The organism is Synechococcus sp. H55.10, assembly GCF_047502715.1.
In the GTDB taxonomy this organism is placed as follows: domain Bacteria; phylum Cyanobacteriota; class Cyanobacteriia; order Thermostichales; family Thermostichaceae; genus Thermostichus.
This window is the reverse complement of the sequence record NZ_JANSJJ010000173.1, coordinates 20494-35185: the sequence shown is the minus strand read 5'-3', so window position 1 is coordinate 35185 and position 14692 is coordinate 20494. Positions and strand designations below refer to the sequence as shown.

The following is a 14692-nucleotide window of genomic DNA, read 5'->3' as shown; positions in this document are numbered from 1 at the left end:
TTGCGATACCGCGGGACAGGGGAACGGTGATGGTTTTCTACAACGTTGCTACTAATCAGCAACCGGGGCTGGGAACCAGCCTCGTGAGTCTTGGATGCTTCAGCTCTACTTCAGAGACCCGGTACACGGGATGGACTCCGTCCCGCTGCCGCGAACGATGAAGCAACTGGGGCAGAAGAAGAGACAAAAGCTCTGCTGTCAAGCGGGTGAGGAAACCCCACCCGCCTACGCGGTGGGGTAGTTCATATCCCTTCTTTGGCAAGAGAAGCTGGGCTGGGATCCAACATCACAAACAGAAACGACTCCAGCCCTGCCAGGTAGGTGAGCACCTGCTCCTGGGCCGCTTCCTGGTCGATCCGATGGGCTTGGGCCGCCTGCTCGATCAGGCCGGCCACCGCCACTGGCCCCTGCAACAGGGATCCCAGCCAGGCCATCTGGGGGGCTGGTATGGTCAGGCGCCCACGGCTGGCCCCCGGCCAGTTCATGGCAAACTCCAGCTTCTTGTCGTGGGCCTGGGCAAAGTTGTGGCGAAACTCGGCGTTGTCCATCAGGATGGGGTTGAGCTGCACCCTGCCCTCCAGCCAGTCGGCGTCGCTCCAGGGCAAGACCAGGGAAGAGCCGGGGTGCTCCGCCCAAAAGTCGATTAGGCGGTGGTTGGGGTAGATTAGCTCGTAGAAGTGGTTTTGCTCGGCAGGGGAAAGCTTGTCCAGCTCCGCCTGCAGCCAAGCCGGCATGGCCCTGTCTTTGAAGAGCAGCGTCGGATCCCAGTCGGCGTAGTCCACTAGGCAAACCAAGCCCAGCTCCGCCTCTTGAAGCAGGCGCAGGAGATCCGGGAGCAAAAACCCTTTGTCGCCGGGTAAGAGGTAGTTGGCGCGGATGTTGGTGTCGTCGCTGTAGATCTGGGGATCCCAGTGCAGGGCAGCGCGTAGCTCGTCAGAGGCCAGGCTGGCCATGAACTCCCGCACCCGCCGGCAGGCTTCGGGGGTGGGCAGCTCAAACAGGCCCAGCAGCCGAAACGCCTCCTGCAGGCGGAAGATCACCTGCCGCTGGTAGGCGTGGTGCAGGTTGGCCCGCAAGATCCCGTCCGGCTTGAGCACCCGCTTAAGTGCCTTCAAGCCCGCCACGGGATCCTCAAGCAGATAGAGCACGTCGTTGAGGCTGATGAAGTCAAACTGCTGCCCCAGTTGTTCAATCTCCAACAGGTTGAGGGCATGCAGCTCCACCTCCCCAAAGCCGTGGTAGCGCAGGCGCCGCTCCGTTGCCTGCACCGACGCCGGCGAGAGGTCGCAGGCCACCAGCCGCGCCCCTGGGTTGGCCTCCGCCAAGATCAAGGTCTCCCAGCCGGAGCCACAGCCGACGTTGAGGATGGCGATCCCCTCGCTGGGCAGGATGGCGCGGGTACGGGCGTATTGGGCCGTCGTCCAGCTCAGGCGGTACAGACTACCGATGGCGCTGCGGCCCGACGCCTCAATGGGCACGTTGGGATAGGGCAGTTCTTCGTAGAGTTGCCGCAAAGACTCGGTCGTGCTGCCGGGCATGGGATCCGCTCCTAGGAAGCTGCTCCCTATGCTACTGCCTCAGGAACGCCGCAATAGCGTCGGCAATGGCCTCATTGCCCTTGCGATCCAGCTCCTCCGACGCCTGGGGTGGGTGAGGGGGATCCCGCAAGAAGTCCCAGGATCCCGCAAAGAACTCTTCCGGCGAGAGGATACGATGCCAACCGTAGCGCCGCAATCCCTCCACCAAGAGGGGCGACTCGGCAAAGCTGGAACGGTTGACACAGGCCATGGGGATCCCACAGCGCAGCGCCTCCGCTAGGGTGCCATAGCCCGGCTTGGACACCACCCAGCGGCAGAGGGGCATGACATCCACCGGGCGCCACCTCTGCCCGTCCAAAACCTGCAGGTTGGGCAAAGGGGGAGCCTTGGGGTCGAAGGTGAGAAACTGCCAGTCGGGAAAATCCAAAAGCCGCTCGTAGGGCAAGCCCTGCAGCCCCAGCCCGCCAAAGGTCAACAAAACCGTGGGCCGCTCCCGCTCCAGCCCTAGGCGCTGGGCCACCTCCTCAGCCAAGTAGCGGGGATCCGACCCCGTCAACCCCACAGGTTCCTGGTGGGGAAAGGCGCCCATAGGCTCAGCAAAGGGCAGGCGAAACAGCCGCTGGCAGCGCCCGTACAGCTCGCGGATCCAGCTTACAAAGGGCTGAAACTGGGGGCCGTACTCTTGATAGATAAAGTCCCAGCCGAAGTTGCTGGCCATCCAGCAGGGGATCCCGGCGGCCTCGGCAATGGCGGCGGCAATGGGGGGCACATCCCCTAGCAGCAACGGCACCCCCTGGCTGCGGATGAACTCCGCCTCTTCTCGGATGAGGTCGGCAGACCCCGCTTGGAACGCCCGCAGGGCCGCTAACGTCGCCGGCAGATCCGCCTGCAGCCCATCCGGCTGCACCACCCCCACGTCCAAAGCGCGGGGCCGATGCAGAAACTCCCCTTCCCCGTAGCGCTCCAGCAGCCAAGCGGGAGCCGGCGTCACCCAAATGGGCAGGATCTGCGGCTCCCGCTGCCGCAAAGTGTTCACCACCGCCGTCAGCCGGGTGACGTGCCCAAACCCATGGGCCGTTGCCGCCACATAGAGAGGAACTGGATTCACCGCCATAGCCTTAGGAAAGCACAGGCTGAGACTTTTCCCGCCGGGATCCCCAGAGGTTGCTGGCCAAGATGAGGCCCAGGCCCAGCAGCGATCCTGGCGCGATCGGCTCCTGCAACAGCACCGCGATCAACCCCAGCGACAGGAATGGCGTGACATAGACCCAATTGGCCAGGGATCCGCGCTCGTCCGCCAGCTCCAGCGCCCGCAGCCAGAACACAAAAGTCAGGCCCATCTCCGCCAAGCCGATGTAGGCCGCCCAGCCCAGCCCTGCTAGAGTCCACCTCAGCTCCTGCAACGGCAATAGCGCCAGGCAATAGCCGCTGCCGAAGACAAACCCCAGGAACAACTTCAGCACGGCATCCCGTCCATCCCGCACATTGAGCAGCCAGTAGAGGGCCCAAATAGCGGCGCTGCCCACCGCCAGTCCCACTCCCCAGGGATCCTCCACTTGCAGGGTGCCCCAGGAGCCCCCCGTGGCCACCAGCACCACCCCCACCAGGCTCGTTCCCAAAGCCAGCAGCAGCCGCCCGCGCAGGCGCTCCCCCAACAGCGGCACCGCCAAGAGAGCCAGCAGCAGCGGCCAGGTGTAATTTAAAGCCAGTGCCGCCTGGGCCGAGAGGCGATCATAGGCTTGGAAGAGCACCCCGTAGTAGCCAAACGGGTTGAGCAGCCCCTGCAGCGCCGACAGGCCAATTTGGGATCCCTTCTGCTGGCGGACAAGAGGCGCCCGCCCTGTTACCACCAGAACCATCCCCAAGATTAGGCAGGAGCTACACGCCGAAAAAATCAGCAAGACCGTCGGTGAGAGGTGCTGCAACCCGAACTTAAAGGCGCTGGCCGCTGTGGCCCAGCCCAAGATAGCCGCTGCCAGGTAGGCGCGGGCCCGCCAGGGATCCCTGCGCATCAAAAGCTGTCCAGATCCCTGTCTTCTGCCTTTGGCCTCGCTCCGGTGGGAAGGCCCAGCCGCGGCGCCACCACCCAGACGTAGAGCAGGTAGCCCAGACCCACCACCACCGCCCACTTGAGAACAGTGGCGAAAACCCGGAAGACCAGCCCCACCAGCAAGATACAGCCCAAAATGGCCAAAACCGTCAGCAGTGGACGCCCCCACTCAGCCCAAGTGCGAACGGCATTTTTCCCCTGAGACGAGCTCAGCGCCCCAGAGGCCGCAGCCGCCTGCTCCAGTTCGCGCTCAAGCTGTTTTAGCCGTTCTTGTTCTGAGAAAGAAAGATCCGACATAGGGAGCAGTCTCCAGAATACAGGGCCATCTCCATCTTACGAGCTGCTCCCCAAAAGCAGGGCAAGCTAGGCCCGCGCCGACGGGATCTCTTGGGCCATGGCGCGGAACAGATCTAGAGCTGGGCCAGGGCGACGGTTAGGACGCGGAGCCGGGATCTCGTTGGGCACAAAGGGCCTTTCGACCACCACTTTGGGCTTGGCAGGCGCAGCCGTTGCCGCAGAGTTAGAGGAAGTTGCCGACTGGCTTGGAGCGGATTGTCCAGGCGCCGAGCGAAAAGGCCCGGTTACAAAATCCACCAGACCGCCGAAGAGAATGCCAAAGAAGGAAAAAAGACCGCCGAACAGCTTTTTGAGAATGCCCATTTTGCCGATGTCGTAACGTTCTGCAACTGGCCACTCATTATTGTTAAGAACGGGCAGCTTGGCTATAGGTAGATATGCTTTTTTCAACCTCAGGGATCCCCCACCGGTCTGCCTGTGGCATCGAAGCGCCGCAGCGGTAGGGCCAGCTCCAGCTCCTGCAGCTCCAGGGGTTCCGAGATGGGCCGGCTGCGCCCCAGCTCAAAGCCATCAGCTGCCGCCGGGTTCACCGCGTAGCCCATATCTGCCATCGCTCCCACCGTAAGGATGCTTAAGGGATTGGGCACCCCCCGGTCGAGGCGGGTGGTCATCAGCTCCCGACCCAAGACGCTCTCCCGCCAGTGGGAATCGCGGGATCCCTCCCCAAACTGGTTCTCTAAGGGAACAGAAGGGGCATTCCCCCCCAACGTGGTAAAAGCGGCAACCGCCCGCGGGCCAATAAAGTGGGGGTCATAGCCCGGCGGCGTCGGCTGATCCCGCCCCACCAAGCCCACCGTCAGCCCCTTGGGATCCCAGACGCTGGGCAAAAAGCCAAGCGCATGGCCCAACTCGTGCAAAGCAGTAATGGGCAGGTCACCCCGCTCTTCCAAAGCCGAGAGGTTTTGGCTGTTGAACACAACCACAGAGTAGAAAGGCAGGCCATTGGAGGCCCGCACAAAACAGGGAGCTGCTCCCCCCAAAATCCGCTCGTTGCCCAGGTCTCTTGCCCGCACCTCCACTAGCAGATCGTCGATGGGAAAATTGAGCGCTGTGCTGGGAAACCCCGCAGCACACTCGCCGGCCCGGATGTTGGTGGGCCGTAGATCCGGCTGATCCCCGACGATGATCTCCTGCCACCTCAAGGCCGCGCTGCGGACAATGGCTTGCTGGCTGGGAGTGAGGCTGTTGTCGGGAAAACGAACGTCAATCGCGAACTGGGGAACAGAGGTAGCCGTCGGCGAAGGGAAAACAGTCGGGGTAGGGGTGAGAACGACAGTTGGAGTAGAGGTGGGAATGACGGTTGTGGGAGCGGGAATGACACTTACCGAAGAGGAACCACCACTTCCCCCGCAAGCCTTGAGCGCCAGTACCAGAAGCACAGCCACCAGGAATCCGAACAGACCCCCTACTCTGCCCAGAAGCTGCCGTCGCCTTGAAAAAACCTGCACACCACCCCCAAACTCGAAAAGCTCTCCGAGTCAAGTGGATCATACCGGCTGCGACCCGCCTCCCAAGAACGATCTGCATCACACTGTGCCGGCCAACTTCAGGACGAGATGGGCGGCCTAATTCTTCGGGTTAGAATCCTTTATTCTAGGGAGTCAGAAGAACTTTCCTCTATGCCCCAGCCTGCGGCCAAAACGTCCACTGCTGCCTGCAACGCCCGGTTATCCCCCAAAAGTTCCGCGGGATCCGACCGCGGCTCCACCAGGGGGACCAAGCGCAAGATGCGGCTGTCCTGAACCAAGTCAATAACCACGCCCGCTCGCTCCTTACCCAGGTCAGCAAGCTCCTCCGCCGCAGCAGGATCCCGCAGACAGGCGTAGTCAAAGCTATTCACATTCAGGTAAAGGCTGCCATTTACCACCAGCGTGGCGGCGGTGGGATCCTGAAAAACATCCATCACGCAGCCTTCCCCCTGCTTGCGTACCGTGCCATCCACGATGTCGAAGTAACGGACACGTCCCAAATCGGATAGCAGCCGGTAAATATCCCGCTTATTTACCAAAGTTCCCGTATCCACAATACAGGGGGCACAAGGATGAGTATCTGTCATAGGGCAGTCGGTCTCGAAAGGTCAATGGGCGAAGAACAGGCCAAAGGAAGGCAAAATCAATAGTATCTACAGACCCTCTAGAAAAACACCAGTCCTCGGCAATTTTAGGCACGGCTGTGGCTGACCGGCAACTGAGGATCCTACTTGACAAAAACTTTAACCAACCAAAAAGGAAAGGTAATTTGCCTTGCTCTGCAAAGTTGTTGAGTTACCGAGACTACAGGATCGCTTTCTCCCTTCTGGCCACCCAGCCCTGAGACCGTTAGACCGCTTTCTGGGAAAGCTCGTTCACAACTCCTATTGACTCTATCACAGCCTTCCCGAAAAGATCACAGGCCGCCGCTCAGTCACAATCTACAGGCAAGGGCGACAGAAGCCAATGGATGTTCCGCCAGCCGAGATTGCCTGCATATTGTGGGAGAATGAGTGGCTGGGAAGCTTTAGGCACTAGATATCGTAGATAACATCTGCAAAATCAGGGCTGGCAAAAAAAAGGCCGAGGCCAAGCCCCGACCGAGGAATCCATGTTGTTAAGCTCATCCTCAAGGACGAGAAGGGCTGCTGTCAAAAGACGGCCTGTCTTTCCCGAGTTCAACCGCCGGCGAAAGCGGTGCAGATCCACGCCTGAGTATGATCAAGACTGCCCCTGTCTTTATCTGCTGTCACGGCTCCTGTGCTGACCACCGCCTCTTCTCCCGACCTCCTGACACTTTCGCCAGTCCGTGGCCTGCGCGGCCAAATCAAGGTTCCAGGCGATAAGTCCATCTCCCACCGCGCCCTGATGCTGGGATCCCTGGCGGAAGGGGAAACCGTCATTCACGGGCTGCTGCTGGGGGAGGATCCTCGCAGTACGGCGGCCTGTTTTCGGGCGCTAGGGGCTGGGATCCCCGAGCTCAACAGCGAGTGCGTCCGCATTCAAGGGGTGGGCTTGGATCGCCTGCAGGAGCCGACAGATGTCTTAGACGCCGGCAATTCCGGCACCACCCTGCGCCTGATGCTAGGGATTCTGGCCGGCCAGCGGGGGCGCTTTTTTGCTGTCACTGGGGATCGCTCCCTGCGCTCACGGCCCATGGGGCGGGTGGTGGAGCCGCTGCGGCAGATGGGAGCCAACATCTGGGGGCGGGCGGGGGGCGCCTTGGCTCCTTTAGCGGTGCAGGGGGGATCCCTGCAGGGAATTCACTACCACTCGCCGGTGGCCTCGGCCCAGGTGAAGTCCTGTCTGTTGCTGGCGGGCCTTTTGGCAGAAGGCACCACGCAAGTTACAGAGCCGGCCCTCTCCCGCGACCACTCGGAGCGGATGCTGCGGGCCTTTGGCGCCCAGATCCACGTCGATGTCGAGACGAAAACCGTGGCTGTGGTGGGAGGATCCCGCCTGGTGGGCCAGACGGTGCAGGTACCGGGGGACATCAGCTCAGCAGCCTTTTGGCTGGTGGCCGCCTCGATTGTGCCGGAGAGCGAGTTGCTGCTGCAGGATGTGGGCCTCAACCCCAGCCGCACCGGCGTGCTGCAGGTGTTGCAGGAGATGGGGGCCGATATTCAAGTGGAGAACCGGCGAGAGATGGCGGGTGAACCCCTGGGGGATCTGCGGGTGCGCTCGGCTCGCTTGCGGGGCTGCAGCATTGGTGGCGATCTCATTCCCACGCTAATCGACGAGATCCCGGTTTTGGCGGTGGCGGCAGCTTTTGCCGAGGGGACTACGGTCATTCGCGATGCGGCGGAATTGCGGGTTAAAGAGAGCGACCGCTTGGCGGCCATCGCCCAGGAACTCAGCCGGATGGGGGCCCAGGTCACCGAGTATCCCGACGGCCTGGAAATCAAAGGCGGGATCCCGTTGCAAGGGGCCGAGGTGGACAGCCACGCCGATCACCGCATCGCCATGAGCCTAATGGTGGCCGCCCTGGCCGCCCAGGGATCCACCACCCTTCGAGGGGCCGACTGTGCCCGCATCTCCTACCCCGACTTCATCCCCACCCTGCAGCGGCTGATCAACCCTTCGTCCGCGTCCTAGCCAGCCAAGAGCCAACTTTTGCCGATGTCAGACCAGCCCATCGCCATCGAACACCTCTGCTTCCGGGTTCCTCCCGGCGGCCAGATGGCCTTCATTCAGGAAGACGAGCGGATCTGGGGGCCTGCCCTGCGACAACAGCCGGGCTTTTTGGGCAAAGAAGTCTGGCTGGACCAAGAGGATCCCGAACTTGTTCACCTCATCCTCCGCTGGGCCAGCCGTGCTGCCTGGAAAGCCTTCTCTCCCGACCAAGTGGAGAGGTTGGATCGGCAGATGCGGCCTTTTTATGTACGCCTGGAGCAGGCCAAAGAATACCAGCTCTGGCAGCCCGACCTCTTGGGAGAAGGACAAGCCTGATCAGGGGATCCTTTGGGTCTCAAAGCCCACTTCGGGTTCCATTGAGTCGGCTCTAGGGGATCCCACCATCCGCTCTTGTTCCACCAACTCCCGCAGGCTGGGCATGGCCAGGGCCCCTTCGCGCCGTTGCAGCCCGGCCTCAAAAGTTTCCGGGGTCACGATCCCACCGGAGATGAGCATCTTGAAAGCGTCCTCTACCGGCATGAACACCTCCACCACCTGGTCTTCCGGCACGATGGCGTACCAGCCCGTCGTTGGGTTAGGGGTGGTGGGCACGAACAGGCTGAGGGAGCGCTGCGGCCCATCCGGCCGGATTGGGGTTTGAATGGTGCCGGTTACAAAGGCCAGCGCCCAAGCCCCAGGCCGGGGATATTCCACCAGCACCACCCGCCGAAAGCGCTGATTGTTGGGGGCAAACAAAACGCTGACCAATTGCTTCAGGGTCTTGTAGACCAACCCCGCCACCGGGATGGCGTGGAGCAACTGCTCGCTCAGGTTGAGCAGCCACTGGCCGACAATGTTGCGGGCCATGAAGCCGATCAGCAGGATGAACACAACCGGCGTCAACAAGCCCACCGCCAGATCGATGAGGTTGATCAAAATGGGGTGCAGCCCCTGGATGGGATTAAACTGCTTGGGAATGCTGGTCAAAAAGCCGATGCTCCAGGTGGCCACCTCCACCGTTAGCCAAATCGTGGTTGCCAGAGGGATCACCACCAGCAAACCCGCCACGAAATAGTTCTTAAGATGCTGTTTCCATTGAGAAACCATGGTGAGGTCGTTCCATCAAGTCAAATGAGTGGACGCACCGAGCCGACGTAAGTGAAGCTTGCAGATGGCAATCATCATACCTGCCTTCTGCCTTGCCCCTATGGGGGCAGCTACAACTTGCTCGGACCCAACAACCGGGCTGCCAGAAAGTGCAGAGCCCCGAACTTTCATGAGGCCGATAATGCTATCTTAGGTCGATATAAAATTTTGTAAAGCGGGGAGCCTGTCCCGAGGCGCTGTGGCCAAGCCCTGGGATAGTTCTGCCGGATGTCGTGTGGGAGGCCCCATGTCCGAGTCAGATTGGTTAGAGCACACCTGTCAGGTGGAGGTGCCGGTTCCCATCGAGCAGGTGTGGGAGCTGTGGGCCAACCTTGCCCTCATGCCGCGCTGGATGAAGTGGATCCGCTCAGTGGAACTGCTGGATCACGAGCTATCGCGGTGGACGCTGGATACGCGCGGCCTCACCTTCAGTTGGATCTCCCGCACCCACACGGTGGTGAAACACCAGCACATCGGCTGGCAATCGGTGGAAGGCTTGCCCAATCGCGGGGCACTGCGCTTTTACGACCGCAAGGGCAGTACCATTGTTAAGCTGTCGGTGGCCTACAAGATCCCGGGGATCCTGGGCAAGATCTTGGATGGCCTGTTTGTGGGCAAAGTTGTGGAGAGCACCATCCAGGCGGACTTGGAGCGCTTCAAAGCCTATGCCCTAGAGCAGGCGGGAGCGAGCGCCAGCAATACTCCGGCCAGCTAGCCCTGGCCAGGTTTGTTCTCCGTTTTGCGACGACCCCTTGATTCCTTGTTAACTCTCGCTGCTGCCAAGGTCTGAATCTATGTCCGATCCCCCTCCTGAGCCTGTCATCGCCCTTTCTCATCAACCGGTGGACAACCGCAACATTCGCTTCTCCCTGGAGCGGGGCGATCTGGATCTGGAGCAGCTCCTGCTGTTGTTGAACCGCAACGCCTTTTGGGCCCAGAATCGCCGGCGGGAAGAGATGGAGCGGGCCATCGCCCACAGCCACCCGGTGGTCAGCGCCTGGGACGGGGAGCGCCTGATCGGCTTTGGCCGCGCCACCTCTGATGGGGTTTACCGGGCTGTCCTCTGGGACATTGTGGTTGATCACGACTACCGCCGCCAGGGCATCGGGCGCAAGCTGGTGGAAACCCTGATCAGCCATCCCCACCTGCAGTCGGTGGAGCGCATCTACCTGTTTACCACCCATCAGCGCGGCTTTTACGAGCGAATTGGTTTTGTGGAAAATCCCAGCACCACTCTGGTGTTACACGGGCGTCAGCTGGGGTTTTTGATCCCGGCTGCCGAACAGGAGCAGGTCTGACCAACAGGGAGCCTCAGGGCAAGAAGAGGCGTGGGTGAGTGTATCTTGAACAACAGTGGGTTGGCTCGGCCTTGGGAAGAGGACGCGCTAGCCTGAAGCAAAAAGGGTGAGAAGGTGTACCTATGGCCAATCGCCTCGCCACGTGTTCCAGCCTTTACCTGCGCAAGCACGCCGAGAACCCGGTGGATTGGTGGCCTTGGATCCCGGAGGCTCTGGAGAAAGCTCGGGCCGAGGACAAGCCGATTTTTCTGTCCATCGGCTATTCCAGTTGCCACTGGTGCACAGTCATGGAGGGGGAGGCTTTCTCCAACCCGGAGATCGCCGCCTTTCTTAATGCCCATTTTTTGCCCATCAAAGTGGATCGCGAGGAGCGGCCCGATCTGGACAGCATCTACATGCAGGCGCTGCAGCTCATGAGCGGGCAGGGGGGGTGGCCCCTCAATGTCTTCCTCACCCCCGATGATCTGGTGCCGTTTTACGCGGGCACCTATTTCCCGGTGGAACCCCGCTTTGGCCGTCCGGGTTTTTTGACCTTGCTGCAGCGCATCCTCCAGTTTTACCGCCAGGAAAAAGACAAAATCGAGGAGATGAAAGGCCAGATTTTGATGGCCCTGACCACCCTCAGCGACCTGGTGCCGGAAGACCATATTCCCCCTGATCTGTTGCGCTCCGGGATCCCCAAAATCCAGCCTTTGCTGGCCAACGCCGGGGCGGTGCAGCAGTTCCCCATGATGCCCTACGCCCAGTTGGTGTTGCGCTCGGCCCGCTTCGACCCACCGGAAGGGATCCCCGGCTCGCCGACGGCGCTGGAACGGGCTAAGGAGCGGGGCATGGCCTTGGTGTTGGGAGGGATCTTCGACCATGTGGCCGGCGGGTTTCACCGCTACACCGTGGATCCCACCTGGACGGTGCCCCACTTTGAAAAAATGCTCTACGACAACGGGCAGATCTTGGAGTTTCTGTCTGAGCTGTGGGCCCACGGGATCCAGGATCCAGCTATCGAGCGGGCGGTGCGCCTGACGGTGGAATGGGTGGCGCGGGAGATGACTGCCCCTGCCGGGTATTTCTATGCCGCCCAGGATGCCGACAGCTTTGCCCGGGCGGAGGACACGGAGCCGGAGGAGGGCGAGTTCTACGTTTGGCGCTGGCAGGAGCTGCAGGATCTGCTGGATGAAGCAACCTTCCGCGCCCTACAGCAGGCGTTTGACCTGTCGCCCAATTTCCCCGATCGGCCCGGCTGCATCGTCTTGCAGCGCAAACAGGGGGGGGAACTGCCGCCGGAAGTAGAGACCGCCTTGACCACCCATCTGTTTCGGGCCCGCTACGGCTCCACAGAGCGGAGAACCTCCTTCCCACCCGCGGTAGATGCCCGCTCGGCCCGCCAACGCTCTTGGCCGGGGCGGATCCCACCTGTCACGGACACCAAGATGATCGTCTCTTGGAACGGCCTGATGATCTCTGGACTGGCGCGGGCCTACCAGGTGTTCGGTGACGAGGACTGTCTGCAGTTGGCCCTGCGAGCCGCCCAATTTATCCTCAGCCAGCAGCGCCACCCCCAGACGGGATCCCTGCTGCGCCTGAACTACGACGGCACAGCCCAAGTACCCGCTAAATCGGAAGATTATGCCCTGCTGATCAAAGCCCTATTGGACTTGCACCAAGTCAGCCTGCCGCTGGTGGGGGATCCCACCCCCCAAGATTGGTTGCAGGCTGCCCTCCAGCTCCAGCAGGAGATGGACGCGCAACTGTGGGATCCGGCCAGGGGGGGATACTTTGTCAGCGATGCCCAGAGCACCCCTGAACTGTTGGTGCGGGAGAAGGAGTTTCAGGACAACGCCACGCCCGCGGCCAATGGGGTGGCCATTGCCAACCTGGTGCGCCTAGCCGCCATCACCGGAGATCTGGACTACCTGGAACGGGCAGAACAGGCCCTGAAAACCTTTGCTCACATCATGAGCACCCAGCCGCGCACCTGCCCCAGTTTGTTTGCTGGGCTGGATTGGTACAGCAATTGGGTGAAAGTCACCCTAGAGGCCGAGCACATCCCTGCTTTTCAGCGGCGAACTTGGCCCACCACCGTCTTTGCCCTGCCCACGGAAGCGGAGCCGCTGCCAGAAGGGGCGCTAGGCTTGGTGTGCTGGGGCAGCAAATGCCTGGCTCCGGCCAGCTCGCTGGAACAAATCCAGTCGCAGATCGGCAAAGGGCAGAACCGAGCCTACTGACAGCGATTCAGCCTTCTCCAGAACAAGCCGGGATCCCTTCTGCTCTACCCAAACCGCCAAGGCTTAGCTCTGGTTCTCCACCCCAAAAAACTCGATGCGGTAGCTCTGGATGCGGGTGCCGGTTTGCCGCTCCACCTGGGCCAGCAGCTCCGGCGGCAGCTCCACATCTACGTCCAAAATGCGGTTGCTGTCCAGGCAGTTGACATGGCTGTGAGGATGGGTACGATTGCCGTAGCGACGCCCATCGGCGCGATCCAGGCACTCGATAATGTTGTGGCTGGCCAGGGCCTCCAGATTTTGATAGACGGATGTGTGGCCAATGGGCTTGCCCTGCCGATTGAGGCGATCATAGATCTCTCGAGCGGAAAGGTGCTCGCCGCATTGCCACAGCAGTTCCAAAATATAACGACGCTGCCGGCTAAGGCGCAGATTGCACTCCCGGCATCGCTCCAAAGCAGCTTCCAAAGAGTCTACAGGGCGAGGCATGGGCAAACCTCAAGTCATACCGAGTCTGAGATAGCCAGTTGCTCATTTATACTAGTCTAACATTTGCAAGTCGAAGTTTCTGAAGATTTGTTGCAAAATCTCCACTGGCGTAGACCTCTCTAAGCAGTGTGCAGAAGAAGTGGGGTCAATTATTGACGATATCCCTTCTACAATACCGCTGGGGTGTTGAGGAGAAGCAGGATGCGGCGGCGCCAAATGATCTTGGGCTTGTTGGGACTAGCCGGCAGCAGTGGATTGGCGGGGGCCTATTGGGCTAGTCGGCAGCGTCCTACTTCGGTACCTCTGTCCGCGTTGGTGGGATCCCCCCCTACCCCTCGGCCTACGCCCACGGTTGTCCCCCATCCAGAAGCTCCCCGGGGCCTCTACATCCCAGCCCGCCGCGATCTTCGCCTGTTGGTCATCAGCGATATGAACGGCATCTACGGCTCGGTGGACTACGACCCAGAGGTGGATCGGGCTATCCGCCTCATCCCCTACTTCCAGCCGGATATCGTCTTGGGAGGAGGGGACATGGTGGCCGGGCAGGATCCCCGCCTCTCGGAAGAGCGCATTCGCGCCATGTGGGCAGCCTTCGACCGGCATGTGGCCGGCCCGCTGCGAGCCGCCAAACTCCCCTACGGCTTCACGCTGGGCAATCACGATGCTTCCTGTGCCCGCACCACGCGGGGCGGTTTTCTCTTCCAAAAAGAACGGGATTTGGCCCGTGAGTTTTGGAACGACCCGGCCCACGATCCGGGCTTGAACTTTGTGGATCGAGGCGACTTTCCCTTCTACTACACCTTTGAAAAAGACGGGGTATTTTACTTAGTCTGGGACGCCACCTGCAACTACATCCCGCCGGAACAGATGGCCTGGGCGGAAGCAGCACTGGCCAGCGAACGGGCTCAGAAGGCCAAGTTGCGCATCGTTATCGGCCACCTACCCCTCTATGCGATTACCGTCGGGCGCGACGATCCAGGAGAGGTGTTGCTGGAGGCCGATGCCAAGCGGGCCCTGCTGGAGAAGTACCGCGTCCACACCTACATCAGCGGCCATGACCACGGCTACTACCCTGGCCACAAGGGGCAACTGCAACTGCTCCATTGCGGCATTCTTGGCTCCGGCCCCCGCCCCCTCCTGAATAGCCCCCTGCCCCCCCGCAAGACCCTCACCCTTATCGACGTGGATTTCAACACTTCGGAGGTTACCTACTACACCACCTACCACATGCGGGATCTGAGCGTGATCGACCAAGCCGAGCTGCCCCGCTTCATCACCGGGCACAATGGCTTGGTGCTTCGCCGCGACGTCAATTGGGACAACCTCACCCCCGAAGAAATCGCCACCTGCCAAGCTCGTATTGGATCCCTGTGTCGGGATTAACTCTGTCGATTCCATGGAGGGAAACGCTGCCGAGCCGATGCGTTGTCTTACTTTTCCCCCACCATCCCATCCATCAGTCCAATCAATCAAGAGTTGGGGCGCACAACTCCTGCTACTTTAGTTAAGAGTT

At 61.0% G+C, this 14692-nt stretch carries 15 protein-coding genes; 6 read left to right on the top strand and 9 right to left on the bottom strand.

The genetic code is table 11. The features are described from left to right. Window positions 1-242: 242 nt before the first annotated feature. From NW858_RS10790 to NW858_RS10760, 7 genes are all read right to left on the bottom strand, one after another. Window positions 243-1538 carry a class I SAM-dependent methyltransferase gene (locus tag NW858_RS10790; protein ID WP_414520480.1) on the bottom strand — a complete coding sequence of 432 codons (1296 nt, stop codon included), beginning with the start codon at window positions 1536-1538 and terminating at the stop codon, window positions 243-245. Between the two features lie 31 nt (window positions 1539-1569). Continuing rightward, window positions 1570-2652 carry a glycosyl transferase gene (locus tag NW858_RS10785; RefSeq protein ID WP_414520479.1) on the bottom strand — a complete coding sequence of 361 codons (1083 nt, stop codon included), beginning with the start codon at window positions 2650-2652 and terminating at the stop codon, window positions 1570-1572. 4 nt (window positions 2653-2656) lie between these two features. Continuing rightward, on the bottom strand, window positions 2657-3550 hold the full coding sequence (locus NW858_RS10780) for a DMT family transporter (protein WP_414332529.1): 894 nt from the start codon (window positions 3548-3550) through the stop codon (window positions 2657-2659). Next, window positions 3550-3885, bottom strand: coding sequence for a hypothetical protein (locus NW858_RS10775; protein WP_414520478.1), 336 nt, complete (start codon window positions 3883-3885; stop codon window positions 3550-3552). Before NW858_RS10775 ends, NW858_RS10780 begins: the two co-directional genes overlap by 1 nt. A gap of 66 nt (window positions 3886-3951) precedes the next feature. Next, complete coding sequence (locus tag NW858_RS10770; protein WP_414332533.1) at window positions 3952-4335, bottom strand: hypothetical protein; 384 nt, start codon at window positions 4333-4335, stop codon at window positions 3952-3954. A 2-nt stretch (window positions 4336-4337) separates the two neighbouring features. Next, complete coding sequence (locus NW858_RS10765; RefSeq protein ID WP_414520477.1) at window positions 4338-5330, bottom strand: leishmanolysin-related zinc metalloendopeptidase; 993 nt, start codon at window positions 5328-5330, stop codon at window positions 4338-4340. A gap of 203 nt (window positions 5331-5533) precedes the next feature. Continuing rightward, window positions 5534-6001: a hypothetical protein gene (locus NW858_RS10760; RefSeq protein ID WP_414332537.1), complete on the bottom strand. Its 468-nt coding sequence runs from the start codon at window positions 5999-6001 to the stop codon at window positions 5534-5536. Between the two features lie 673 nt (window positions 6002-6674). On the opposite strand from NW858_RS10760, the gene aroA reads away from it, so the two are divergent. Together aroA and NW858_RS10750 are read left to right on the top strand one after the other, a co-directional pair. Next, complete coding sequence (gene aroA, locus NW858_RS10755) at window positions 6675-8009, top strand: 3-phosphoshikimate 1-carboxyvinyltransferase (RefSeq protein ID WP_414520476.1); 1335 nt, start codon at window positions 6675-6677, stop codon at window positions 8007-8009. Between the two features lie 24 nt (window positions 8010-8033). After that, window positions 8034-8363, top strand: coding sequence for a TIGR03792 family protein (locus tag NW858_RS10750; RefSeq protein ID WP_414368094.1), 330 nt, complete (start codon window positions 8034-8036; stop codon window positions 8361-8363). On the opposite strand, the gene NW858_RS10745 is transcribed toward NW858_RS10750, so the two are convergent. After that, complete coding sequence (locus NW858_RS10745) at window positions 8364-9134, bottom strand: DUF502 domain-containing protein (RefSeq protein WP_414520475.1); 771 nt, start codon at window positions 9132-9134, stop codon at window positions 8364-8366. It lies immediately after the preceding gene. 286 nt (window positions 9135-9420) lie between these two features. On the opposite strand from NW858_RS10745, the gene NW858_RS10740 reads away from it, so the two are divergent. The 3 genes from NW858_RS10740 (at window position 9421) to NW858_RS10730 (ending at window position 12693) form a co-directional block, all read left to right on the top strand. Next, on the top strand, window positions 9421-9888 hold the full coding sequence (locus NW858_RS10740) for an SRPBCC family protein (RefSeq protein WP_414332545.1): 468 nt from the start codon (window positions 9421-9423) through the stop codon (window positions 9886-9888). Window positions 9889-9967: 79 nt separating this feature from the next. After that, complete coding sequence (locus NW858_RS10735; RefSeq protein ID WP_414520474.1) at window positions 9968-10471, top strand: GNAT family N-acetyltransferase; 504 nt, start codon at window positions 9968-9970, stop codon at window positions 10469-10471. A 122-nt stretch (window positions 10472-10593) separates the two neighbouring features. After that, window positions 10594-12693 (top strand): thioredoxin domain-containing protein, encoded by a 2100-nt coding sequence (locus tag NW858_RS10730; RefSeq protein ID WP_414520473.1) that lies wholly within the window; start codon window positions 10594-10596, stop codon window positions 12691-12693. A 63-nt stretch (window positions 12694-12756) separates the two neighbouring features. Here NW858_RS10730 and NW858_RS10725 read toward each other — a convergent pair whose 3' ends face one another. Next, window positions 12757-13179, bottom strand: coding sequence for a Fur family transcriptional regulator (locus tag NW858_RS10725; protein WP_414332551.1), 423 nt, complete (start codon window positions 13177-13179; stop codon window positions 12757-12759). A gap of 201 nt (window positions 13180-13380) precedes the next feature. Here NW858_RS10725 and NW858_RS10720 point away from each other — a divergent pair, with 201 nt between their 5' ends. Continuing rightward, window positions 13381-14562: a metallophosphoesterase family protein gene (locus tag NW858_RS10720; protein ID WP_414348443.1), complete on the top strand. Its 1182-nt coding sequence runs from the start codon at window positions 13381-13383 to the stop codon at window positions 14560-14562. The last annotated feature ends 130 nt before the right edge of the window (window positions 14563-14692 follow it).